The sequence below is a fragment of the Streptomyces sp. NPDC057302 genome (assembly GCF_042667685.1).
Taxonomy (GTDB): domain Bacteria; phylum Actinomycetota; class Actinomycetes; order Streptomycetales; family Streptomycetaceae; genus Streptomyces.
In genome coordinates this window covers 1-24,232 of sequence record NZ_JBHUZJ010000098.1, presented here as the reverse complement: position 1 = coordinate 24,232, position 24,232 = coordinate 1, and the positions used below count along the sequence as shown (strand labels likewise).

The window sequence follows — 24,232 nt, the reverse complement described above, 5'->3', positions numbered from 1 at the left end:
CGCGTACGTCGTGGCTGGTCGCGCAGTTCCCCGCGCCCTCTTCGGGGCCCATCTCCGGGGCCCACCTTCTCTCTCCCAGGACTCACACCCATGTTCCGTACCGCCCTGCGCAACGTGCTCGCGCACAAGGCCAGGCTGTTGATGACCGTGCTCGCCGTCATGCTCGGCGTCGCCTTCGTCTCCGGCACCCTGGTCTTCACCGACACCTTCGGCAACGCCTACAAGAACAAGTCGGCGAAGAGCTTCGACCACGTCTCGGTCGCCGTACAGCCGTTCGGCGGCTCCGACGACGAGACCAAGCAGAAGCCGCGCCTGACCGACGCCCTTCTCAAGAAGACCCAGGGCCTGCCCGGCTCCGACTCGGCGATCGGCACCTTCAACGGCTTCACCGCGCTCGCCGACAAGGACGGCAAGCTGGTGGGCGGCGAGTGGGGCACCACCGGCGCCAACTACTTCCCGGGCAAGGGCGGCAAGGACCCGCGCTACGACTTCACCGAGGGCGCCGCCCCGAAGTCCGCCGGTGACCTCGCGCTCGACTCCCGCACCGCGGGGCGCACCGGCTACAAGGTCGGCGACACCGTCCGCTACTCCACCGACGGCCCGGTGAAGAAGGCGAAGATCAGCGGCATCTTCGACACCACGGACGGCAGCGTCCTCGCGGGCGGCAGCCTGGTGGTGTTCGACAACGACACGGCGCGCACGGTCCTCGGCAAGACCGAGTACGACGAGATCGACGTGAAGGCCGCCGCGGGCACCTCGGACACGGCGCTGAAGAGCTCCGTCGAGAAGATCCTGCCGAAGGACACGGACGCCGTCACCGGCGCCCAGCTCTCCGACGACCAGGAGAGGATGATCGAGCAGGACACCAAGTCGATGAGCCAGGTCCTGCTGATCTTCGCGGGCATCGCGCTCTTCGTCGGCATCTTCATCATCGCCAACACCTTCACCATGCTGGTCGCCCAGCGCACCAAGGAGCTCGCGCTCATGCGGGCCGTCGGCGCCTCGCGCCGCCAGGTGACCCGCTCCGTGCTCATCGAGGCGTTCCTGGTGGGCCTGGTGGCCGCCGTGACCGGCTTCGCGCTGGGCATCGGCGTGGCCGTGGGGCTCGAGACCCTGATGAACTCCGCGGGCGCCTCGCTGCCCGACGGGCCGATCGTCGTCGCCCCGACCACGATCGTCGTCGCCCTGGTCATCGGCGTGGTCGTGACCATGCTCGCCGCCTGGCTGCCGGGCCGTCGCGCCGCGCGGATCCCGCCGGTCGCCGCGATGAACAGCGTCCACGCGACGCCGACCATGCGCGGCCTCGTCGTCCGCAACACCATCGGCTCGATCATCGTCGCGCTCGGCACGGTCATGCTGTTCATGGACGACAACTATGTGAAGTCCGGCGGCGCCGCCACGATCATGGTCGGCGTCATCGTCCTGACCCCGCTCCTGTCGCGCCCCTTCATCGCCGCGTCGGCCCCGCTCCTGAAGCCGTTCGGCGTCACGGGCAAGCTGTCCCGGCTCAACGCGGTGCGCAACCCGCGCCGCACGGCCTCCACGGCGGCGGCCCTGATGATCGGTCTGACCCTCATCACGGCGATGACGGTGGTCGCTACCTCCATGAGCAGCGCCATCAACAAGATGGCCGCGGACTCCCTGAAGGCCGACTACACCGTCTCCATGGCGAACTACCAGCCGCTGACCCCCGAGGTCCGCGAGAAGCTGGACAAGCTCCCCGAGGTCGAGGCCAGCAGCCCCCTGCGCACGGCCTACGCCGAGGTGGACGACGGCTCGTACTCCCAGGTCACCGGCGTCGACGAGAAGGCGTTCGGCAAGCTGGCCAGCCTCGACTTCACCAGCGGCTCGCTCGCGGGTCTGAACGGCAAGGCCACGCTGGTCGACAAGAAGACGGCGGACAAGCAGGGCCTCAAGACGGGCGACACCGTCCCGGTGAAGTTCGACGACGACAAGACGGACCGCCTGAAGATCGCCGGGATCTACGAGCAGAACGAGATGATCGACGGTCTCTTCACGCCGCTCGCGGTGGTCGACCCGCACCTCTCCAAGATCACCGATGAGCAGGTCCTGGTGAAGATGGCGGGCGGCACGTCCGACAAGGCCGAGGACACCATCGTCAAGGCCCTGGGCGACAACCCCGCCATCAAGATCCAGGACAAGGACGCGATCAGCAACGAGATCGCCGGCGCGATCAACCTGATGCTGAACATGCTCTACGGCCTCCTGGCGATGGCCATCCTGATCGCGGTGCTGGGTGTCATCAACACCCTGGCCATGTCGGTCTTCGAGCGGAAGCACGAGATCGGCATGATGCGGGCCATCGGCCTGGACCGCGCGAAGGTCAAGCAGATGGTGCGCCTGGAGGCGGTCATCATCTCCCTGTTCGGCGCGGTGCTCGGCATCGGCCTCGGCCTCTTCATGGGCTGGGCCGCGGGCGGCAGCATCTCCGGCACGGTCAAGACGTACACCATGGAGATCCCGGTCGGCCGTATCGCGATCTTCCTCTGCATCGCGGGCCTGGTCGGCGTCCTCGCGGCCATGTGGCCGGCCCGCAGCGCGGCCAAGCTGAACCCGCTGATGGCGATCAAGAGCGAGTAGCACTCGGCGGCAGGCACATCGGGCCCCGGACGCGTCTGCCGTCCGGGGCCCTTCGCGTACGCGGGTGGCGCGGGCTAGTTCCAGTCGCGGGCCCGCAGCGGCATCCCGGAGGCGCCCGTCTGCGGGGTCTTCACGGCGAGGACCTGGTTGACGCCGATGTGGTTGTGCTCGAAGGCCAGCGCGGACGCCGCCATGTAGAGGCGCCAGACGCGGGCGCGGCCCGGCGAGGTGAGCCGCTGGCCCTCCTTCCAGCGGGCCTCCAGGTTGGCGACCCAGTGGCGCAGCGTGAGGGCGTAGTGCTCGCGGATCGCCTCCACGTCACGCACCTCGAACCCGGCGCGCTCCAGTATCCCGACGGTGGACCCCACGGGGGCGAGCTCGCCCCCGGGGAAGACATAGGCGTCGATGAAGTCGTCCACCTCGTACGCCGACTCGTCGGCCTGGGGCCTGCGCCCGATCTGGTGGTTGAGCAGCCGCCCGCCGGGCTTGAGGAGGGCGTGCAAGTCGTGTGCGTACTCCAAGTACCGCTCGGCGCCGACATGTTCGGCCATACCGATGGAGGAGATCGCGTCGTACGGTCCGTCGCGCACGTCGCGGTAGTCCTGGACGCGGATCTCGATCCGGTCGGTCAGACCCTCCTCCGCGATGCGCTTCCTGCCGTACGCGGCCTGCTCCTGGGAGAGCGTGACGCCGACGACGGTGACGCCGTGCTCGCGCGCCGCGTGGATCGCCATGGACCCCCAGCCGCAGCCGACGTCGAGCAGCCGCATGCCGGGCTTCAGGTCGAGCTTGCGGGCGATGAGCTCCAGCTTGTCGCGCTGGGCGGCTTCGAGGGTGGAGGCTGCCTCTTCATCGGTCCCCCAGTAAGCGCACGAATAGACCATCGAGGGGCCGAGCACCAGCTCGTAGAAGTCGTTGCCCACGTCGTAGTGGTGGCTGATGGCCTGCCGGTCGCTGCCCTTGGTGTGCAGGTGGAGGCTGCCCCGCCTGCGCATCTCCTCCGGGGGCGGCGACGGCGGCAGGAACGGCGCGGCGAGGCCGACCAGGGACCGGGCGGCGGCGCGGAACCCGGGGTCGCGCAGGGACTGCCTCAGGGTCTTCGCGTCCTCGTCGCGCTGCCAGATGAACCCGGCGAGCCGGTCGAGCGCGGCGTACAGATCACCCTCGACGTCCAGGTCACCGGCCACCCAGGCGCGGGCGAGGCCCAGCTCGCCCGGCTTCCACATGAGGCGGCGCAGGGCGCGGCGGTTGCGTACGACGAGGGTGGGGGCGCCCGGCGGGCCTGCTTCGGAACCGTCCCAGGCACGAATACGTACGGGGAGCGGGGCTCCCAGCAGTTGTTCGGCAAGGCTCTTCAGCCGCCGTGCGGCATCGGGCATGGTGCACACCTCCGTGATTCGGGATATCCCGGATAGGTTCAACACCACGTAAACACCAACCGGGCGCTCCCGCAGTCCCGTTGCCGCGTCACGGATCGGCAAAATACATGTAACCAACACGTATACGGGACAGGAAAAACCCGAAGGGGCCACTCGCACCACGGATGGCGAGTGGCCCCTTCGGGGCTGTTCAGTGACCGGAGATCAGGAGGCCTTGGCCTTCTCCTCCGACCCGGCGGCGACCGGCTCGGCCTTGGCCACGGCGGGCTTCGGCGCGGGCTTGGCGGCCTCGTAGAACTCCTCGCGCGGCGTCTCCATGGCGCCCAGCGAGACGACCTCACGCTTGAGGAACACCGCGAGCGTCCAGTCGGCGAAGACCCGGATCTTGCGGTTGAACGTCGGCATCGCCATGCCGTGGTACGCGCGGTGCATATACCAGGCCAGACGGCCCTTGAGCTTGATCTTCACCTTGCCCATGACGATCATCGCGACGCCCTTGTGCAGGCCCAGACCGGCGACCGCACCCTTGTTGGCGTGGCTGTACTCCTTCTGCGGGAAGCCCCGCATGCCGGAGATCACGTTGTCGCCGAGGACCCTGGCCTGCCGCAGCGCGTGCTGGGCGTTCGGCGGGCACCAGGCGTTCTCGTTGCCGGCCTTGCGGCCGACCATGTCCGGCACCTGGGCGTTGTCGCCCGCGGCCCAGATGTAGTCGGTGCCCTGGACCTGGAGGGTCGTCTGGGTGTCGACGTGGCCACGGGGGCCCAGCGGCAGACCGAAGCGGGCGAGCGCCGGGTTCGGCTTCACGCCGGCGGTCCACACGATGGTGCTGGAGTCGACCTCGAGGCCGTTGTTGAGCACCACGTGGCCGTCCACGCAGGAGTCCATGCCGGTCTTGAGGTAGACCTCGACACCGCGGCCCTCGAGGTGCTCCTTGCCGTACTGGCCGAGCTTGGGGCCGACCTCGGGAAGGATCTTGTCCGCGACGTCGACGAGCACGAAGCGCATGTCCTCGCGCTTCACGTTGTTGTAGTACTTGGCCGCGTCGCGGGCCATGTCCTCGACCTCACCGATGGTCTCCGCACCCGCGAAGCCACCGCCGACGAAGACGAAGGTCAGCGCCTTGCGGCGGACGTCCTCGTCCGTCGTGGAGTCAGCCTTGTCCAGCTGCTCGAGGACGTGGTTGCGCAGGCCGATGGCCTCCTCGATGCCCTTCATGCCGATGCCCTGCTCGGCGAGGCCGGGGATCGGGAAGGTACGGGAGACGGCACCCATCGCAATGATCAGGTAGTCGAAAGGCAGCTCGTACGCCTCGCCCACGAGGGGGGCGATCGTGGCGACCTTGCGGTCCTGATCGATGGTGGTGACCCGCCCGGTCAGAACTTCCGCCTTGGGCAGCACGCGTCGCAGCGGGACGACGACGTGCCGAGGCGAAATACTGCCGGCCGCGGCTTCGGGGAGGAAGGGCTGGTAGGTCATGTACGACCGGGGGTCGACGACCGTGACGGTCGCCTCTCCGTAGCGCATCTTCTTGAGGATGCGCCGAGCTGCGTACAGGCCTACGTACCCACCGCCTACTACGAGGATCCTGGGACGCTCCGTGGTGCTCATGCCATCGAGTATCCACCTGCCCGAGGGGGGTCGCTCGTGCGCCCCTTCACAAGCATGGGTAGACCCTCTGCTACACTTCGCCGCCCACGTGACGCAGGCCATAGCGCCCCAGGGGAACCACGGGATGACCCGAGACGTTGTGCACCCCTTGTGAGCTGCCGCTCTGGCCTCTCGACCCCAGTGGACCACCCACCCGGTTCACACTCCGGACACACGGGCGAACCTTCACTGTCATGGGTCACGCGGCCCTCGGAGGGCACTTTCAGGGGGCCGGAACCCCTGAACATCGTCCAACCGAGCCGATTTCCTTGTGAAGAACTTCACGAAGTTTCCCGACGGCATGTCGCCGAGGGGCCCTCGGAGCCCCTCGGCAGCCGCTCAGACGCTACATGAAGCGCTCAGGCGATCGACCAGCCGATGCCGTCGAGGATGTCGTGCTCGCTGACGACGACCTCCCGGGCCCCGGTCCGGTCCATGATCGACAGAAGCACCAGCGCGCCCGACACGATGACGTCCACGCGCCCCGGATGCATCACCGGAATCGCGGCCCGCTCGTCGTGCGTGGCCCGGGTCAGGCGGGCCACGATCTCGCTGACCTGCTCGTAGGAGATCCGGGAGTGGTGGATCGCCGCGGAGTCGTACGCGTCGAGGCCCAGCGCGATCGCGGACACCGTGGTCACCGAGCCCGCGAGGCCCACCAGGGTGCCGGCCTCGCGGATCGGTACCGTCCGCTCGGCGAGGTCGAGCGCCGCCTCGATGTCGGCGCGCACGGCGTCGAGTTCGGCGGGCGCGGGCGGGTCGGTGCGGATGTGCCGCTCCGTGAGGCGTACGCAGCCGACGTCGACGGAGCGGGCGGCGCGGACGTGGTCCTCGCCGACGACGAACTCCGTGGAGCCGCCGCCGATGTCCACGACGAGGTAGGGCTTGGCCAGGTGGTCGCTGCCCGCCAGCTCCTTCGTCGCGCCCGTGAAGGAGAACTCGGCCTCCTGGTCACCGCTGATGACCTCCGGCTCGACGCCGAGGATGTCCAGGACCCCGCGTACGAAGTCGTCGCGGTTCTCGGCGTCGCGGGACGCGGAGGTCGCCACGAAGCGCAGGCGCTCGGCGCCGTGCTCCTTGATGACGTCGGCGTACTCGCGGCACGCCGCGAAGGTCCGCTCCAGGGCCTCCGGGGCCAGGCGGCCCGTCTTGTCGACGCCCTGGCCCAGGCGGACGATCGTCATCCTGCGGTCCAGGTCGACCAGTTCGCCGGTCGCGGGGTCCGCGTCCGCCACCAGGAGGCGGATCGAGTTCGTGCCGCAGTCGATCGCGGCCACGCGGGTCACTTGGCGGGCTCCTGCTCGGCGCAGGCCGTGACGCACGGCCCCTTGGCCCACCACTGCGGCAGCATCGCGATCGCCTCGTCGCCCAGCGGGTTCACGCCGGGGCCCGCGGCCAGCGAGTGGCCGACCAGGACGTGCAGGCACTTCACGCGGTCCGGCATGCCGCCCGCGCTCGGGAAGCCCTCCAGGACCTCGATGGCGTCGCGGCGCGCGATGTAGTCCTCGTGCGCCGCGCGGTACGCGGCGGCCAGCTCGGGGTCCGTCTTCAGCCGCTCCGACATCTCCTTCATGACGCCGTTGGCCTCAAGGGTGCCGATCGCGGAAGCCGCCCGCGGGCACGTCAGGTAGTACGTCGTCGGGAACGGCGTCCCGTCCGGCAGGCGCGGCGCCGTCTCCACGACGTCCGGCTGTCCGCAGGGGCAGCGGTGGGCGATGGCCCGCAGGCCGCGCGGCGGACGGCCGAGCTGCTGCTTGAAGGCCTCGACGTCGGCGTCGGTGGGCTCGGTGCGCGGGGTGGTCGGCGGGGGCGTTTCCATGCCTGTCTTTCGATCGGTTCCGTAGAAGTTCTGTCGGGCTCAGTCGTCGTCCGGGCGGTCCGCCTTGTCGACGCCGTCCCACACGTTCGAGTACCAGGGCCTGGCGGCCGCCCCCTGGTCGGTGCGCTGCTTCTTCGCCGCCGCGGGATCGATCACCGTGTAACCGGTCTCGCCCGGCATCACATAGTGCAGCCGGTCCCGGATGCGCTGCTCCGCGTACTCGTCGTCCCGCCAGCGGGCCTTCTCGTCCCGCAGCTTCTCGACGTTCCCGCGGCGCTCGGCCTGCTCCTTGCGCTGATCGGCGATCTCCGCGCGCTGGGAGACGTACTGCCTTATCGGGTAGGCGAGCGCGACGACCAGCGAACAGAGCACGAGCGCCAGGAGCGCGGCACGTCCCGTGAGCCGGGAGCGGCGCGCCTGGCGCTTGGTCTGGGAGCGGTACACACGCTCGGCGGTCTGCTCGCCGAGCAGGCGCAGCCTGGTCGCGGTGGAGAACCGGTCGCGGTCCTTCACGGCCATAAGTGCGCCTCCCCGATACGTGCCGACGTCCCCGCACACGGTACGGGACCGAGTACGGGGACGTAGGTAACTACTCAGCGGAGCCGGGGCTCAGAAGCAGTTCAGCGGCAGCTCAGGCCTTGAAGCGGGGGAACGCCGAACGGCCGGCGTACACCGCTGCGTCGTCGAGGATCTCCTCGATGCGCAGGAGCTGGTTGTACTTGGCGACGCGCTCGGAGCGGGCCGGGGCGCCGGTCTTGATCTGGCCGCAGTTGGTGGCGACGGCGAGGTCGGCGATGGTGACGTCCTCGGTCTCACCGGAGCGGTGCGACATCATGCACTTGAAGCCGCTGCGCTGGGCCATCTCGACGGCGTCCAGGGTCTCGGTCAGCGAACCGATCTGGTTGACCTTCACCAGGAGGGCGTTGGCCGACTTCTCCTCGATGCCACGGGCGAGGCGCTCCGGGTTGGTGACGAACAGGTCGTCGCCCACCAGCTGGACCTTCTCGCCGAGCTTCTCGGTGATGACGTTCCAGCCGGCCCAGTCGTCCTCGAACAGCGGGTCCTCGATGGAGACGAGCGGGTACGAGGCGACGAGCTCCTCGTAGTACTCGGTCATCTCGGCGGCCGAGCGGGACTTGCCCTCGAACTCGTACTTGCCGTCCTTGTAGAACTCGGACGCGGCGACGTCGAGGGCGAGGCCGATCTGCTCACCGGGGACGTAACCGGCCTGCTTGATGGCCTCGAGGATGAGGTCGAGCGCGGCGCGGTTGGAGTCCAGGTTCGGGGCGAAGCCGCCCTCGTCGCCGAGCCCGGTGGAGAGACCCTTCTCCTTCAGGACCTTCTTCAGCGTGTGGTAGACCTCGGTGCCCCAGCGCAGGGCCTCCGAGAACGACTCGGCGCCGATCGGCGCGATCATGAACTCCTGGATGTCGACGTTCGAGTCGGCGTGCGACCCGCCGTTCAGGATGTTCATCATCGGAACGGGCAGCAGGTGCGCGTTCGGGCCGCCGAGGTAGCGGAAGAGCGGCAGGTCGGAGGCCTCCGACGCGGCGTGCGCGACGGCGAGCGAGACGCCGAGGATGGCGTTGGCGCCGAGCGAGCCCTTGTTGTCGGTGGCGTCGAGGTCGAACATCGCCTGGTCGATCAGGCGCTGCTCGGTCGCGTCGTACCCGACGAGCTCCGGGCCGATCTGCTCGATGACGGCGAGGACGGCCTTCTCCACGCCCTTGCCCATGTAACGGTTGGGGTCACCGTCACGGAGTTCGATGGCCTCGAAAGCACCGGTGGACGCACCGGACGGAACGGCGGCACGACCCGTGCTGCCGTCGTCGAGGCCGACCTCGACCTCGACCGTGGGGTTGCCTCGGGAGTCCAGGATTTCCCGGGCTACGACGACGTCGATGGACGGCACGAGCATCTCCTTCTGGGATGTGACGCGGGTACGCGGGGCGTTGGCCTCGCGGACACGAGCCTAACCGGCTCCCGGACAAGAGCCAGCCGAGCGACCGCCCTGTGGACAAACCGAGAGCAAAATGTTTCCGAACGGAACAAAGCATGGAGGGGCGATGGAGGGCGCCAGGGGCGGCGGAGGGCAAAAGAACCCCGCCCCGGTGCGTACGGGGGATACGCGCACCGGGGCGGGAGGTGAAACGGGCGGCGACGCGTCCGCCGAAGCGCCGCCGCTCTCGGCCTCTCGGCCGAGGTGGGGTTCTCAGCTGAGGTGCAGCTGCTGACCCGGGTAGATCATGTCGGCGTTGTCGATGATGTCGCCGTTGAGCTTGTACACCTTGTGCCAGCCGCCCTTGACGTCCTTCGCCTCGGCGATCTTGGAGAGGGTGTCACCCTTCTTGACCTTGTACTCGCCGTCGCCCTTCTTGACCGTCTTGCCGGTCGGGGTCTCGACGGTCTTCTTCGACTCGGTCTTGGGAGCCTCGGGCTTGGGGGCCTCAGCCTTGGGAGCGGCCTGCTGCGGCTGCTCGGTCTGGGCGCTGGGCTGGCTCTTCGGCTGCTCCTGGGTCTGCTGCGGGGCGCTCTCCTGCGCACCGCCACCCTCGTTGGACGCACCCGAGAGGCCGACGCCGCAGCTCGGCCAGGCACCCTTGCCCTGGCCCGCGAGGACCTTCTCGCCGATCTCGATCTGCTGGGCCTTGGAGGCCTTGTCGGCGGTGGGCGCGTACTTCGTGCCGCCGTACGACGCCCACGTGGACGACGAGAACTGCAGGCCGCCCGTGTAGCCGTTGCCGGTGTTGATGGACCAGTTGCCGCCGGCCTCGCACTGGGCGACGGCGTCCCACTCGGAGTTGGTGGCGGCGGAGGCCTGGCCGGCCGCCATCAGCGGAGCGGCGACGGCGACACCGGTGACACCGGCGAGCGTGGCGACACGGGTGGCCTTGGACGGGCGGCGGTGCTTGCCCTTGCTGGAAAACAGCATGAGTGATCCCCTCACCGACGCCTGCGAGGTGAGCTGTCGGGTTCGGGCCGATGAAGTTGCCCGGCCGCGCTTCTTGAGCGCGACTTAACCCCTAGCCGTTCCCGTCCGTCCTCGCCTCGCTCTCGCGATGCTGAACGGCCGGGCCCGGCGGAAACCTTGGTTCCCCCGCTCCTGCCTACGGCGCTTGCGCGACGACTGTTCCCGAACGGCCAATTGGCAGGACTCGGCGTACCGACCGGCGGGGCCCGCTGTGGCGAGCGGTCACGACCGTAGACATGCGATCGGCCGAAACTCAAAGACGATCAGGGCTTCTGAGACCCATCTCTCACTTGCGCCAATTGGGACATCAAGCGCAAAGCGACTCGCCAACTACCCCTACTTTTCGCCCAAATCGAGGCTCTGACCGGGAAGGATGAGATCGGGGTCGGAGCCGACGGACTTCTCGTTCTCCGCGTACAGCTCGGTCCACCCGCCCTTCACGTCGAGGTCGTCGGCGATGACCGAGAGGTTGTCTCCCGAGCGGACCGTGTACGTCCCGTCGGAGCCGTCCTTCTGACGCTCGTCGCCACGGGACGCGTGCCGGCCCGAACCCTCGCGAGAGGGGTCGCCGGAGGGCTTGTCGTCCGCGCTGTCGCCGCGGTGGCGGCCCTCACCCTCGCCGGCGGGGGAAGTGGGGACGGGCGAAGCGTCGTCGTCCTGCCCGGACTTGCCCGGGTCGCCGGACTCATCCGACGTGCCCGACTCGCCCGACTCGCCCGAGTCACCTGATTCGTCGTGATTCTTGTCTCGCGCCGCATCGCCGTCACCGGCGTCACCGGCGTCGGCGTCGGGCTTCTCCGAGGGCTTCTCCGAAGACTTGGTGCTGCCCGAGTCATCGCCCGAGTCATCGGCCGAGTCGCTCGGCTCGTCGGGTTCGGCGGACTTCGACGGCTCGTCCGCCGGTCCGTCCGTCGACTCGTCCGAGGGCAGTGAGGTGATCGGCGCGCCGGGGTCGACGTCGGCGGCGGCGCCGTCCTGGGTGAGCCCCGCGATGGGAGCGCAACTGGGCCAGGCGCTGGGCCCCTGGTCGTCGAGCACCTTCTCGGCGACGGATATCTGCTGGGAGCGGCTGGCCAGATCGGCGCTCGGCGCGAAGTCGAGGCCGCCGTACTCCTCCCAGTCCTCCTGGGAGAACTGGAGTCCGCCGTAGTACCCGTTACCCGGGTCCGCGCTCCAGGAGCCGCCGCTCTCGCACTCCGCGAGCTTGTCCCACGTGGCGGTGTCCGCCGCGCTCGCGCTGGTGGCGCCGAGCAGCGGGATCGCGATGGCCGATCCTGCGACTCCTGCCGCGACGATCAGGGCCGGGGCCTGGCGGGGGCGTCGGTGACGACCATTGCCGGAGAGCATGCGGTTGCCTTTCGCGTGACTGGAGCGACGACTGCGGCACGGGATGCCGAGTCGTCGGTGAACGTAGCGGCAGTCGAACGCTTGTCACAAGTCGATGCAGCGGAGATCACGTGAAAGTCACAGTCTTGACGGTCCGTCAGCTAAACGTCGTTTCGGGTGCCGAATATTTGCTCTGCTGTGCGGGTGCGAACTCCACGGGCAGTGTGCGGAGTCCCCGCATGATGAGCCCGCCGCGCCATCTCAAATCACCAGGTTCCACGGCGAGTCGCAGGTCAGGGAGGCGCCGCAGAAGGGTCGCGAGGGCGGTCTGGCCTTCGAGCCGGGCGAGCGGAGCACCGAGACAGTAATGAATGCCATGGCCGTAGCCGAGGTGTTGGTTGTCGCGGCGGGAGAGGTCGAGCGTGTCCGGATACCGGAAGCGTTCCGGGTCCCGATCGGCGGCGGCGAGCACGACGAGGACGGGGTCGCCCGCGGCGATGTCCTCCCCTCCGAGGGTCAGCGGCTCGGTGGCGAACCGCCAGGTGGCGAGTTCGACGGGCCCGTCGAAGCGGAGCAGCTCCTCCAGGCCGGTCTCCAGGAGACCGATGTCGCCGTCCGTGAGGGAGTCCTGGAGCCGTTCGCGCTGCTCGGGGTGGGTGAGGAGGGCGTAGGTGCCGTTGCCGATGAGGTTGACGGTCGTCTCGAAGCCGGCGAACAAGAGGATGAAGGCCATCGCGGCGGCTTCGTTCTCCGTGAGGTGCTCGCCGTGGTCCGAGGCGCGGATGAGGTCGGAGATGAGGTCGTCGCCGGGTTCGAGGCGCTTGCGGTGGATGAGCTCGGCGAGGTACCCGCGCATCTTCTTCACCGACCGGGCGACCCCGCCCCTGGGCCCTCCCCCGTGGCGGATCATCATCCCCGCCCAGTCGCGGAAGTCGTCCTGGTCCTCGCGGGGTACGCCGAGCAGGTCGCAGATGGCGTAGATGGGGAGCGGAAAGGCGAAGTCGTGGATGAGGTCGGCCTCCCCCTTCTCGACGAACCGGTCGATGAGCCGGTCGGTCAACTCCTGGACGCGCGGCGCGAACTCGGCGACGCGGCGGGGCGTGAAGGCCTTGGAGACCAGGCGCCGCAACCGCGTGTGGTCCGGCGGGTCGATGTTGAGCAGATGCGTCATCAGGTTCGCGCTGCGCTCGCCCGGGATGCCGGTCTTGCTCTTCGCGTGCGCGGGCTCCCCGTGATGGGCCGGATTCTTGCTGAGCCGCGGATCGGCGAGCGCCTGCTTGGCGTCGCCGTACCGCGTGACCAGCCAGGCCTCCACGCCACTGGGCAGCCGGGTCCTGCGCACGGGGGCGTGCTCGCGGAGCCAGGCGTAGGCGGGGTAGGGGTCGGTGGCGAACTCCCACGAGAAGAGCTCGGGTACTGGCCCCTGGGCCTCGGACGCGGGGTCGTGCGCCCCTGCGGGGCAGGCGGCGGGGGTCTCCCCTGCGGGGGCGGGCGGCTGGTCTGGCATGGGGACGACGTTATCCGGCGCCGTCGTCACCGGCTTCGCCGAGTTCGTCCTCACCCACCGGGCGGGCCGGAAACCCGACGGGTGGCCCGGCTCTGGGCCTACGCGCTCTCCGCCGCCAGCACCGCATCCCGATAAGCACGCGCCGCCCCCCGCAGCGCCGCCTCCGGGTCGACGCCCTGCGCCTCGGCGCGCAGCGCCAGTGCGAGGAGTTCGTAACCGACGCCCTCCCCGGAGGGGAGCGTCACCTCAAGGCCCGCCGTCCGTACTCGTGACGCCAGCTTCGAAGCCAGCGCCAGGCCCGGCTGGCCCAGGGGGATTCCCTCCGTGACCGATGTGCGCTGCTTCTCCTGGGCCTTCGTGCGGAGCCAGTGCTCCTTCACGTCATCGGGAGTCTCGGCCGATGCGTCGCCGAAGACGTGCGGGTGGCGGTGGATCAGTTTTTCGATGATCGTGGCTGCCACGTCGTCCACGGAGAAGGGGGACTCCTCGTCCTCCTCGGCGATACGGGCGTGGAAGATCACCTGGAGCAGGACGTCGCCCAGCTCCTCCCGCAGTTCCTCCCTGTCGCCCTCCTCGATCGCCTCGACCAGTTCGTACGCCTCCTCGATCGCGTACTTCGCCAGGCCCTTGTGCGTCTGCTGGGACGACCAGGGGCACTCCAGGCGGATCTGGTCCATGACCTGGACGAGGTCCAGGAGCCGCGCGCCCGGCAGGTCGTACGACGCCGGGAGCAGTTCGAGGTCGGGCATCGACACGCGGCCCGAGCCCGCGAGCCTCGCGAGGCCGTCCGTCAGGGCGCTGTCGCCGTCGGCCGTGGCGATGATCAGGACGGTGCGGTCGCCGGCGCAGGCGGTCACCAGGTCCTGGGCCGTGGGGGATGCCTGCTCCACCGTCACGCCCGCCTCGCGCAGATACGGCAGCTGCGGGTGCCCGGCGTCGGCGCACAGGACCTCGTCGGCCCCGTGCAGGGCCTGCCACGCGGGCCAGGAGAGCAGGCCGGGGGCCACCCGGTGGCTGGTGGTGAGGAGGATGACGCGGCCGGGGGCGCCGGCCTGGGGCGTGGTTTCGTTCGTCACCCATCGAACGTAACCCACGGCGCCGACCGCCCCCTCGCCACGGTGGAAAGAGCTGTCAGGCCTGCTTGGGCGCCGCCTTGCCGGTCCCGGACACCTCACGCACCCACGGCGTCTTCGCGTCCGCGCGCTTGCTCTTCTCCACGTCCCACGTGCCGTACCGCGGGTTCAGGTCCACGTCCAGCTTCTTGGAGGCCTTGGAGAGTTCCTTCCAGAAGATCGCCTGGCCCTCGGGGGCGTTCATGTCCGCGCCCAGCTTCTTGGCCAGCTTCTGGGCCTCGATCTCCGTACGGAGGCTGTCCTCCAGGCGGGAGGGGGCGACGCTGTACTGCTGGAGCCAGCCCTGTTCGAGGGCCTTCTTGCTGCCCGCCTGCTGTTCGAGGCCCGTCCGCATCGTCTGGATGTCGCGGCGCGTCACGTCGACCCCGGCGTCGGCCGCGGCCCGGTGCAGGACCTTGTCCAGGACCATCGTGTGCAGCGTGCTGCGGGTCAGCCCGCCGCTCTTGGCGATGGCCTGTTCGTACTGCTGCTCGTCCGGGATCGCGGCGCGCTGCGCGGCACGCACCTCGTTCACGCGGCCCTCCAGCTGCGAGACCGTGATCCGGTCCTTGCCCACGACGGCCGCGGCGCCCGGATGGGCCTCGCTGCCGCAGGCCGTGAGGAGCGGGGCCGCGGCGACGGCTGCGGCGGAGAGAACGAGCGCGGTGCGACGGCGGCGGTGCAAGTGAGCCTCCCGGTCGAGAGATTGTGCTTAGACCTGCGGCGCGCAGCGCCTCCACCTGGGGTGGTGGTCGGGCGGCGGGCGGGCGCACAAAGTCTTGCGATGATCGATGTTAGGGAGTGGCCAGCCTCTCGGCCACCTATTCGACCAACGATTCTCGAAGAGTTGGGGCACCGGTTGGGGCACCCCCGCGCTGAGCCTTCACTACCCGCGCACTTGTCCTAGCCATTGCAGCGTGCGCCGGATCTCCGCCGGGAACGGGTGGCCGACGCCGTTCATCCGCTCGGCGTCCATCAGGAGCCGCGCCAGCGTGTCGTGCGCCGCCGCGCGGTCGCCGAGGGCCAGGAGCAGGTGGCCGATGCGGCGGCGGATCTCCAGGGGGCGCTCGCGGTCGTCGGAGGCGTAGCGGTTCTCGTAGTAGGGCAGGAGCGCCCGGTACTCCGCGAGGGCGGCCGCCGGTTCGCCGAGCTGCTCCAGGCACTGCGCGGCCTCGTAGCGGAACTGGAGGGAGTGCGGGTCGGCCTGGCCGGACTCGGCGGCGCGCTCGTCGGCGAGGCGGCGCAGTTCGGGCAGGGCGCGGCGGTACTGGCCGTCGTCCATGAGCGTCGCCGCGTACTGCTTGCGCAGGGAGCGGACCACCGGGGAGTGCTCGCCGTGCTTGGCGGCGGCCGCGGGCAGGATCGAGCCGAGGATGTCCACGGCCTGGGTGATGCGGCCTTCGCGCAGGAGCCGCTTGACCTCGTCGACCGCGCGGACGACGTCCGTCTGGCTGCCGGGGCCGCCGGGGACCTGGCCCCCGCTGTCCCTGTCCGGCTGGATGGCGGGGGCCGCCGCCGGGGTGGCCGCGCGGTCGGGCCAGGGCGCGTGCGGGCGCAGGAAGGGGCGAGTGGGGTCCAGCGGGCCGCCGGTGGGGATGCCGCGCGCGGGGAGCAGCGGCGCCAGCTCCTCGTAGACCTCCTGGGCGCTGGCGTGCCGGTGCTGGGGGTCCTTGGCGAGCAGCCGCAGCACCAGGGCTTCGAGCGCCTCGGGGACCTCGGGGCGCAGGCGGCGGACCGGGACCGGCGGTTCGTAGAGGTGGCGGTGCAGCACGCCGAGCGCGGTGGATCCGCTGAACGGCACGTCTCCGCTGAGGAGTTCGTGCAGCAGGACACCGAGGGCGTACAGATCGGTGTACGGGCCGACCGCGCCGCCCATCGCCTGCTCGGGCGCCATGTAGGCGGGGCTGCCGATGGGTGAGCCGGTGTGGGTGAGGCGGGTGGTGTCGGTGTCCATCACCGAGGCGATGCCCAGGTCGAGGATGGCGACCGTGCCGTCCTGCTTGACCATCACGTTGCGCGGCTTGAGGTCGCGGTGCACGATCGGCACGGCGTGCACCGCGCTGAGCACGGCGCACAGTTGCGCGGCGATCGCCACGGCCCACTGCCACGGGTAGGGGTCGCGCTCGGCGAGGTGGTCGCCGAGGTCCGCCCCGTCCACGTACTGCATGACGAGGTAGAGGTCCTCGCCCTCCGTGCCCGCGTCGTGGACGGTGACCAGGCCCGGGTGGTCGACCTGCGCCGTGACGCGGCACTCGCGCACGAAGCGGCGGCGCAGCTCGTCGGCCTCGGCGCCCGCGACCCGGTCGGGCCGCAGGAGCTTGACCGCGACGCGGCGGTCGAGGCGCTGGTCGTACGCCGTCCAGACCTGGCCCATGCCGCCCTGGCCGATGAGCGCGGAGAGTTCGTAGCGCGCTGCGACGACACGGCCGCCGTGGCCGCCCGTTCCCGGTGACACGGTCAGCTGCCGCCTTCCTGCTTGCGCAGGTAGTCACTGAGCTCGTCGAGCTCGGCCTGTACTTGATGGATGCGGGCCGGTGCGGGGCGCGTGGGCGGGGGCGGCGTCTGCTGGACCGGCGGCTGGTGCAGCTGCGTGGGCTGGAGGTGGACGGGGGCGGGTGCCTGCTGCTGCGGGTAGCCGTACGTGGGCTGCGGTCCTGCGTAGCCCAGGTACTGCGGCTGCCGGAGCCGGCTGAAGTGCCGTATGTCCGCGAACAAGTAGTAGGCGATCGCCGCGACGAGCGTGCTCAGCAGGATCACCATGCCCGCGCTGCCCGGCTGTTGGAACTCCTCCTCGCCCGGGTCGACGCCTATGAGCACGAGCGCCGTCACGTCGAGCGCGGTCACCAGACCGAAGAGGCCCCAGTCGTAGGACTTGCGGGTCACGATCGCGAGCCGCAGCATCGGCGCCCAGGCGGCCAGGCCGCACGTCACGACGGCCAGGACCACGAACATCACGCGCAGCGTCACATGCGTGCCGCCGGAGGTCGGCGGCGGTTGCTGCGGCGCGTAGCCGTGGCCGTGCATGGCTGCTCCTGGTGCCTGGTGCGGCCGTACGTCCGCCGGAGGGAACGCACGGCCGAATGCCGAAAGACGAACGAGTGCGGATTCGAGCGTATAGGCCGACAAGGAGAAGCGGTCCCGGGTTGTACCGAACCGTTGCCGTACTGGTCACGTCCTGATCGCGTCCCCCGCCGGAACCCGGTCGTGCCACTCCGGCGGAAGCCTCCCTTCCGTCCGTCGACCCCTCGCTCCGGCAGTCCGGCGCGCGCTCACAGCACGTGCCGCACCCACACGTTCGGCTCCACGTACACCGCGTATCCGCGCTCCGGCTCGCAGTGCACCGGTACCAACGCCCCCCGCACCTCGACGGGACCCGCCGTGTCGAAGGGAAGGCCCGTCCACGCCCGCCACTGCGCGGTCGAACCGGACACCGTCATCGACGCGTGCGCCACCTTCGCGATGGTGCCGCCCGCCCGCACGTGCACCCGCAGCCACGGGTCGGCGGGCAGCCCGTCGTCCCGCGTGCGCCGGGCGTAGCCGTCGATGAGCGCGGCCGGTTCGAGGTGTTTGGCGTTCGGACGCACCGGAGCGACGACTTCCGTGAAGCCACGCGCGCGTGCGTTCTCGCGCATCGCGGCGAGCATCCGCCCCGACACCCCGTGCCCGAGGAAGGACTTCTCGACGGTGATCTCGATCGCGCTCACCGTGTCGGGCTTCGTGCCGTGCCGCAGGTCCGAGAACGCCCAGAGCATGACCTGGTCCCAGCCGCCGTCCGGCAGCTCCCCGCGCCCCTCGGCGTGCAGCGCGAACGGCACGCTGAACCCGCGTGCCGCGACCGTGCCCCGCTCGTCCGTGGCGACCAGGACGTAGTCGGGGAGCTCCTTGACGATCCGCGCGATCATCGACCACGCGATGGGGTCGTTGCCGATGAACTCCGGCCAGGTGTCGTCCATCGCCCAGAGCGGCCCGGCGAGTTCGGGCCGCTCGGAAAGCGTCGTGATCTTGAGGTCCATGCCCGGGACGCTAGCGGGCACGGGACCGCCTGTTAAGCCATTTTCCTGTCCGTATGAGAAGGCGCGGGCTCAGCGCGCGTGGAACCGGCCGGGCGCCGCCGTCGCACCGCCCCCGGTCGGCAGCTTCTCCCGGGGGCAGCCCGTGAGGACCCGCCTCATGGCGTCGCGCTCGGCGCCCGTCACCCACACCTCGTACTTCTTCTTCACCGCCACCTGCCGCGCCACGTACGCGCATCGGTAGCCCTTGTCCGGCGGCAGCCAGGTGGCCGTGTCGCCGTCCCCCTTGCCGCGGTTGGGGCCCGCGTCGACCGCCAGGAGGTTGAGCGGGTCGTTGGCGAAGGCGATGCGCTTGCTCGGCTCCCACTTGCCCGCGCCCTTCTGCCAGGCGTCCGAGAGGGCGACGAGATGGTCGATGTCGACCTGGCTGCGACCGCGCACGAACGTGACGTCCTTGCCCGTGTAGGGGTCGGGCGCGAGCTTCCCGGAGGTCACTTCGCAGTCCCCGTCGCGGTACTTCACGTCCTCCAGGTCGCGCTTGAGGATGTCGTCGCGGGTGCCGCAGCCGTTGGAGTCCGTGTCGGCCCAGGCGCTGCCGAACCGCTCGCGCTCGTAGCCGGTCTTGGGCGCGCGGCCCTTGACGGTGAGCGTGTCGACGGCGGCGAGCGCGGGTCCCGCCTTGGCGCCCGGCCCCGAAGCGCCGTCGGCCTCGTCCTCGGGCGAGCAGCCGGTGGCCGTTGCGGTGACTGCGGTGACGGCGAGCGCGAGCAGCAGCGCCGTGCGAACTCCCCTGCTGTGGCGGTTCACTTGACGGTCACCTCCGCCCCGAGTGCGAGCGTGCCGGGCGTCACGACGTCCGCGTACACCCCGACGCACATGCCGCGCGTGGCGGTGAGCGTCTTGAGGATGCGGCTGTCGGCGGGCAGGCCGCGCTGGGCCTGGGTGGTCATGACGCAGCGTTCGATGCGCTCGGTGACGCGCAGGCGCAGGCCGCCGTCGAAGGCGATCTCCCGCCCGACCCAGTCCTCCTCGATCCACGGCTCTTCGGTCCCGACCACGATGTTCTTGCGCAGCCGGCGTACGTCGACGGGCTCGGAGTCGCCGAGCAGCTCGCCGAGCGCGCGCAGCGACGCCGTGCCGACGAGGGAGACGGCGCCCGCGTCCTGATGGCTCGTCCCGCCCTCGCGCGCCAACTCGACTCCCGCGCCGAAGAGTTCGGCGATGCGCGGGTCGCCGGGCCGCAGCCGCTCGCCGTCCGGCGTGGTGACGACGGGGCCCTCGCCCTCGTACACGGCGTCGTACTCCAGCATCCCCGGCGTCCGCCGGAACCTGCGGCTGTTCTTCCCGCTCCCCAGCTTCCCGTCCTCGTACCGCAGGGCCCACAGCCGGTCACCGGCCACGCCCCGCTCGTCGACGACGAGCCGCTCGCTCCGCTCCCCCAGCATCGACTTCACCGGAAAACAGACGAGCCCCACAACGGCCCCAAGCCCCACGGCACTTCCCCTCCCCTGGCCCACACGCTTTTGACTCTCACCGCCACCGTACCGAGTGACTGGTTTAGACCATATCGTCCCGTGCTCTGCCTGCCCTGCATTACCTCCGGCGTAATGGCCCCGCCCGCCGGGCTGCGGAAGTATCGGCGCCACCGCAGGAACAGCGACCGAGGAGCCCGCATGACCACGAGCGAAGAAGCCACCCGCGCCGCCGTCCAGACCTTCCTCCAGTGCAGGCTGGCGGGTGACACCGAGGGCCTGACCGCTCTCTTCGCCGACGAGGTCGACTGGCTGCTGGCCGAGAACCCGGTCGTGCCGTGGATCAGGCCGCGGTCCACCGCCGCCGAATGCGCGGCGCAGTCCGACGAACTGGCCGCGCACACCGTCCCGGAGAAGGCCGGTGCCACCGTCGACACGATCATGGTCGAGGGCGCGGACGCGGTGATCTTCGGCAGCCTCTGGGGCACCGTGCGCGCCACCGGCAAGTCCTTCGAAGGCCCCTTCGCGCTGCGGCTGACCGTCGAGGACGGCCGGATCACGCGCCACCACCTCTACGAGAACAGCCGCTCGATCGCCGACGCCTGCACTCCCTGAGCACCCGCCCTACGAGCCGACGATCGTCGTCAGGAACTCCCCCACCCAGCCGAGCAGTTCACGCCCGATCAACGGCTTCCCGCCGACCTTCGCGGTCTTGGGGCGCGGGACGAGCAGCTGGTGGGCGTTCTCCTTGATGACCGTGCCGGGATAGAGCCGCTTCAGGCGCAGCTCCTGCGACTCCCGCAGCTCCACGGGGGCGAACCGGATGTTGTTGCCCTGCAGCACGATCTCGCCGACCTCGCAGGCGCGGGCCAGCATGCGCAGGCCCGCCACCAGGAGGAGGTTCTCCACGGGCTCGGGCAACTTGCCGTAGCGGTCGGTGAGTTCCTCGCGCACCGCCTTGACGTCCTGCTCGCTGCTCGCGGACGCGATCGAGCGGTAGGCCGCCAGGCGCAGCCGCTCGCCGGGCGCGTAGTCGTGCGGGACGTGCGCGTCGACCGGCAGCTCGATCTTGACCTCGAGCGGCGGCTCCTCCTCCACACCGCCCTCCAGGGACGCGCGGTAGTCGGCCACCGCCTCGCCCACCATGCGTACGTAGAGGTCGAAGCCGACGCCCGCGATGTGACCGGACTGCTCGCCGCCCAGGAGGTTGCCCGCGCCGCGGATCTCCAGGTCCTTCATCGCCACGTACATGCCCGCGCCCATCTCCGTGTGCTGGGCGATCGTGGCCAGGCGCTCGTGGGCGGTCTCCGTGAGGGGCTTCTCCGGCGGGTAGAGGAAGTACGAGTAGCCGCGATCGCGGCCTCGGCCCACCCGGCCCCGGAGCTGGTGGAGCTGCGAGAGGCCGAAGTTGTCGCCGCGCTCGACGATCAGCGTGTTGGCGTTGGAGATGTCGATGCCCGATTCGACGATGGTCGTCGAGACGAGCACGTCGAACTTCTTCTCCCAGAAGTCCACCACCACTTGCTCCAGGGCCTGTTCGGACATCTGGCCGTGCGCGGTGGCGATCCGGGCCTCGGGGACGATCTCCCGCAGGCGGGCCGCGGCCCGGTCGATCGACTCGACGCGGTTGTGGATGTAGAAGACCTGGCCCTCGCGGAGCAGTTCGCGGCGGATGGCCGCGCCGATCTGCTTCTCCTCGTAGGGACCGACGAAGGTCAGGACCGGGTGGCGCTCCTCGGGGGGCGTGGTGATCGTGGACATCTCGCGGATGCCGGTCACGGCCATTTCGAGCGTACGGGGAATGGGGGTGGCCGACATCGTCAGGACGTCGACGTTGGCCCGCAGCTTCTTCAGCTGCTCCTTGTGCTCGACGCCGAAGCGCTGCTCCTCGTCGACGATGACCAGGCCCAGGTCCTTGAACTTGGTCTCGGAGGAGAAGAGGCGGTGCGTGCCGATGACGATGTCGACCGAGCCGTCGCGCAGCCCCTCCAGGGTCGCCTTGGACTCCGTCTCCGTCTGGAAGCGGCTCAACGCCCGCACCTTCACGGGGAATTGGGAGTACCGCTCGGAGAACGTGCCGAAGTGCTGCTGCACCAGGAGCGTGGTCGGGACGAGGACGGCCACCTGCTTGCCGTCCTGGACCGCCTTGAAGGCGGCGCGGACCGCGATCTCCGTCTTTCCGTAGCCGACGTCGCCACAGATCAGGCGGTCCATCGGGACCGTCTTCTCCATGTCGTCCTTCACCTCGGCGATGGTGGTCAGCTGGTCGGGCGTCTCCACGTACGGGAAGGCGTCCTCCAGCTCGCGCTGCCAGGGGGTGTCGGGGGCGAAGGCGTGGCCGGGGGCCGCCATGCGGGCGCTGTAGAGCTTGATGAGGTCGGCGGCGATCTCCTTGACGGCCTTCTTCGCGCGCGCCTTCGTCTTCGTCCAGTCGGCGCCGCCCAGGCGGTGCAGCGTGGGCGCCTCGCCACCGACGTACTTGGTGATCTGCTCCAGCTGGTCGGTGGGGATGTAGAGCCGGTCGCCGGGCTGGCCGCGCTTGGCGGGGGCGTACTCCACGACCAGATACTCGCGGGTCGCGCCCTGGACCGTGCGCTGCACCATCTCGATGTAGCGGCCCACGCCGTGGCCCTCGTGGACGATGTAGTCGCCGACCTCCAGGGTCAGCGGGTCGATCGTCTTCCTGCGGCGCGCGGGCATCCGCTGGCCGTCCTTGCCGGCCGCCTTCTGGCCCGACAGGTCGGTCTCGGTGAGCACGGCGAGCTTGAGCGCGGGGTCGATGAACCCGAAGTCGATCGAGCCGCAGGTGACCTGCACGACGGAGGGCGTCAGCTCGCCAAGCTCCGCGTCCAGGCGGGCCGCGATGCCCTCGCCGCCCAGGACCTCGACGGTGCGGGCGGCGGGGCCGTGGCCCTCGGTCACGTAGACGGTGCGCCAGCCGTCGGCGAGCCAGCCCTTGGTGTCGGCGAGCGCCTTCGCGGTGTCGCCGCGGTAGGTCTCGGTGGCGTGCATGCCGAGCTTGAGGGTGTCTTCGTCAAGGTCGTCGTCGGCGGCGAACGGCGACACGGACCACCACATCATGCCCAGGTCACGGGCATGATCGCGGACGTCGGCGATGCCCCGGAGGGAGGCGGCGCCGACGTCGATCGGGGCTTCCCCGCCGCCCGCGGTGGCCGCCCAGGACGCCTGGAGGAACTCCTGCGAGGTCGCCACCAGGTCGGCCGCGCGGGTGCGCACGCGCTCGGGGTCGCAGACCACGGCCATGCTGTCCTGCGGCATGACGTCGAGCAGCAGCTCCATGTCGTCGACCAGGACGGGGGCGAGGGACTCCATGCCCTCGACGGCGATACCCTCGGCGATCTTGCCGAGCAGTTCGCCCAGCTCGGGGTGGGCCTCGGCCAGCGCGGCGGCTCTCTCGCGCACGTCGTCCGTGAGCAGCAGCTCGCGGCAGGGCGGGGCCCACAGGCCGTGCGCGGCGACCTCCAGGGAGCGCTGGTCGGCGACCTTGAAGTAGCGGATCTCCTCGACGTCGTCGCCCCAGAACTCGACCCGCAGGGGATGCTCCTCGGTCGGCGGGAAGACGTCGAGGATGCCGCCGCGCACGGCGAACTCGCCCCGCTTCTCGACCAGCTCCACCCGGGAGTACGCCGCTGCCGCGAGGGCCTCCACGATCTCGTTCAGATCCGTGCCCTCACCGGTGCGCAGGGCCACGGGCTCCAGGTCGCCCAGGCCCTTGACCTGCGGCTGCAGGACCGAGCGGACGGGGGCGACGATGACGCTGACCGGGCCGGTCTCGGGGTCGTCGGGGCGCGGGTGCGCCAGGCGGCGCAGGACGGCGAGGCGGCGGCCGACGGTGTCCGAGCGGGGCGAGAGGCGCTCGTGCGGGAGCGTCTCCCAGGAGGGGTACTCGACGACTCCGTCCGGCGGCAGGATCGTGCGCAGGGCCGCGGCCAGGTCCTCGGCCTCGCGGCCGGTCGCCGTCACGGCGAGGACGGTGCGTCGCGTCTCGCGGGCGAGGGCGGCGACCGCGAAGGGGCGGGCCGCGGGCGGACCGACCAGGTCGACGGCCATGCGGTTGCCGTCCTTGCCGGCCTTGACCGCCTCGGCGAGTGCGGCGTCCTTGACGACAGCGTCGAGCAGACCGTGCAGGCTCATGTGGGCTTTCGCTTTCCGTCCAGGTGCTGGGGCGCGCGGGGGCAACGCGAACCGCCCGGCAACGTCATACGGGCCGGGGGTCTCCAGCGTACGACTCCGGACTGACAGCCGCTGGCCGTCGGCGCCCGACCGGCAAGATCCGGCCCGTCCGGGGCGCCCCGGGGCGCGCGTCCGGGGCGCCCCGGGACAGCAGCCGGCCCCGGCGGACGCCGTCGCGCCGGTCTCGTATACAC

General features: G+C 70.4%; 19 protein-coding genes and 1 riboswitch. Of the genes, 2 read left to right on the top strand and 17 right to left on the bottom strand.

Translation table 11 applies throughout. The features are described from left to right. Positions 1-90: 90 nt before the first annotated feature. On the top strand, positions 91-2,601 hold the full coding sequence (locus ACFUPX_RS39285; RefSeq protein ID WP_383333638.1) for an ABC transporter permease: 2,511 nt from the start codon (positions 91-93) through the stop codon (positions 2,599-2,601). Positions 2,602-2,675: 74 nt separating this feature from the next. Here the strand turns inward: ACFUPX_RS39285 and ACFUPX_RS39280 are convergent, their stop codons facing one another. The 16 genes from ACFUPX_RS39280 to ACFUPX_RS39205 form a co-directional block, all read right to left on the bottom strand. After that, a complete protein-coding gene (locus ACFUPX_RS39280; protein ID WP_383333636.1) occupies positions 2,676-3,980 on the bottom strand; it encodes a class I SAM-dependent methyltransferase in 1,305 nt (434 codons plus the stop codon). Positions 3,981-4,184: 204 nt separating this feature from the next. Further along, positions 4,185-5,588, bottom strand: a complete 1,404-nt coding sequence (locus ACFUPX_RS39275) for an NAD(P)/FAD-dependent oxidoreductase (RefSeq protein ID WP_383333634.1) — start codon at positions 5,586-5,588, stop codon at positions 4,185-4,187. Positions 5,589-5,986: 398 nt separating this feature from the next. Then, complete coding sequence (locus ACFUPX_RS39270) at positions 5,987-6,913, bottom strand: exopolyphosphatase (protein WP_383333632.1); 927 nt, start codon at positions 6,911-6,913, stop codon at positions 5,987-5,989. Next, complete coding sequence (locus tag ACFUPX_RS39265; RefSeq protein WP_383333630.1) at positions 6,910-7,446, bottom strand: DUF501 domain-containing protein; 537 nt, start codon at positions 7,444-7,446, stop codon at positions 6,910-6,912. Before ACFUPX_RS39265 ends, ACFUPX_RS39270 begins: the two co-directional genes overlap by 4 nt. A 39-nt stretch (positions 7,447-7,485) precedes the next feature. Then, positions 7,486-7,965, bottom strand: a complete 480-nt coding sequence (locus ACFUPX_RS39260) for a septum formation initiator family protein (protein ID WP_383333628.1) — start codon at positions 7,963-7,965, stop codon at positions 7,486-7,488. A 112-nt stretch (positions 7,966-8,077) separates the two neighbouring features. Further along, entirely contained in the window at positions 8,078-9,364 is a 1,287-nt protein-coding gene (eno, locus tag ACFUPX_RS39255; RefSeq protein ID WP_383333626.1) for a phosphopyruvate hydratase, read from the bottom strand. Between the two features lie 294 nt (positions 9,365-9,658). Beyond that, complete coding sequence (locus tag ACFUPX_RS39250; protein ID WP_383333624.1) at positions 9,659-10,378, bottom strand: transglycosylase family protein; 720 nt, start codon at positions 10,376-10,378, stop codon at positions 9,659-9,661. Between the two features lie 3 nt (positions 10,379-10,381). After that, a riboswitch (cyclic di-AMP (ydaO/yuaA leader) is annotated at positions 10,382-10,571 on the bottom strand. A 182-nt stretch (positions 10,572-10,753) separates the two neighbouring features. Continuing rightward, a complete protein-coding gene (locus tag ACFUPX_RS39245) occupies positions 10,754-11,764 on the bottom strand; it encodes a transglycosylase family protein (RefSeq protein WP_383333622.1) in 1,011 nt (336 codons plus the stop codon). A gap of 136 nt (positions 11,765-11,900) precedes the next feature. Next, positions 11,901-13,250, bottom strand: coding sequence for a cytochrome P450 (locus ACFUPX_RS39240; protein ID WP_383333620.1), 1,350 nt, complete (start codon positions 13,248-13,250; stop codon positions 11,901-11,903). 98 nt (positions 13,251-13,348) lie between these two features. Next, positions 13,349-14,326, bottom strand: a complete 978-nt coding sequence (locus tag ACFUPX_RS39235; RefSeq protein WP_383333618.1) for a nucleoside triphosphate pyrophosphohydrolase — start codon at positions 14,324-14,326, stop codon at positions 13,349-13,351. Positions 14,327-14,381: 55 nt separating this feature from the next. Continuing rightward, entirely contained in the window at positions 14,382-15,047 is a 666-nt protein-coding gene (locus ACFUPX_RS39230; RefSeq protein WP_383333616.1) for a SurA N-terminal domain-containing protein, read from the bottom strand. 201 nt (positions 15,048-15,248) lie between these two features. Next, entirely contained in the window at positions 15,249-16,736 is a 1,488-nt protein-coding gene (locus ACFUPX_RS39225; protein ID WP_383333652.1) for a protein kinase, read from the bottom strand. An 83-nt stretch (positions 16,737-16,819) separates the two neighbouring features. After that, positions 16,820-17,386, bottom strand: a complete 567-nt coding sequence (locus tag ACFUPX_RS39220) for a hypothetical protein (RefSeq protein ID WP_383333614.1) — start codon at positions 17,384-17,386, stop codon at positions 16,820-16,822. A gap of 245 nt (positions 17,387-17,631) precedes the next feature. Further along, positions 17,632-18,375, bottom strand: coding sequence for an N-acetyltransferase (locus tag ACFUPX_RS39215; protein WP_383333612.1), 744 nt, complete (start codon positions 18,373-18,375; stop codon positions 17,632-17,634). Between the two features lie 69 nt (positions 18,376-18,444). Further along, positions 18,445-19,179, bottom strand: coding sequence for an HNH endonuclease family protein (locus ACFUPX_RS39210; protein WP_383333610.1), 735 nt, complete (start codon positions 19,177-19,179; stop codon positions 18,445-18,447). After that, positions 19,176-19,847, bottom strand: a complete 672-nt coding sequence (locus ACFUPX_RS39205) for an MOSC domain-containing protein (RefSeq protein WP_383333650.1) — start codon at positions 19,845-19,847, stop codon at positions 19,176-19,178. Before ACFUPX_RS39205 ends, ACFUPX_RS39210 begins: the two co-directional genes overlap by 4 nt. 198 nt (positions 19,848-20,045) lie before the next feature. On the opposite strand from ACFUPX_RS39205, the gene ACFUPX_RS39200 reads away from it, so the two are divergent. Continuing rightward, positions 20,046-20,459: a nuclear transport factor 2 family protein gene (locus ACFUPX_RS39200; RefSeq protein ID WP_383333609.1), complete on the top strand. Its 414-nt coding sequence runs from the start codon at positions 20,046-20,048 to the stop codon at positions 20,457-20,459. 9 nt (positions 20,460-20,468) lie between these two features. On the opposite strand, the gene mfd is transcribed toward ACFUPX_RS39200, so the two are convergent. Beyond that, on the bottom strand, positions 20,469-23,999 hold the full coding sequence (gene mfd, locus ACFUPX_RS39195) for a transcription-repair coupling factor (protein ID WP_383333607.1): 3,531 nt from the start codon (positions 23,997-23,999) through the stop codon (positions 20,469-20,471). Positions 24,000-24,232: the final 233 nt, after the last annotated feature.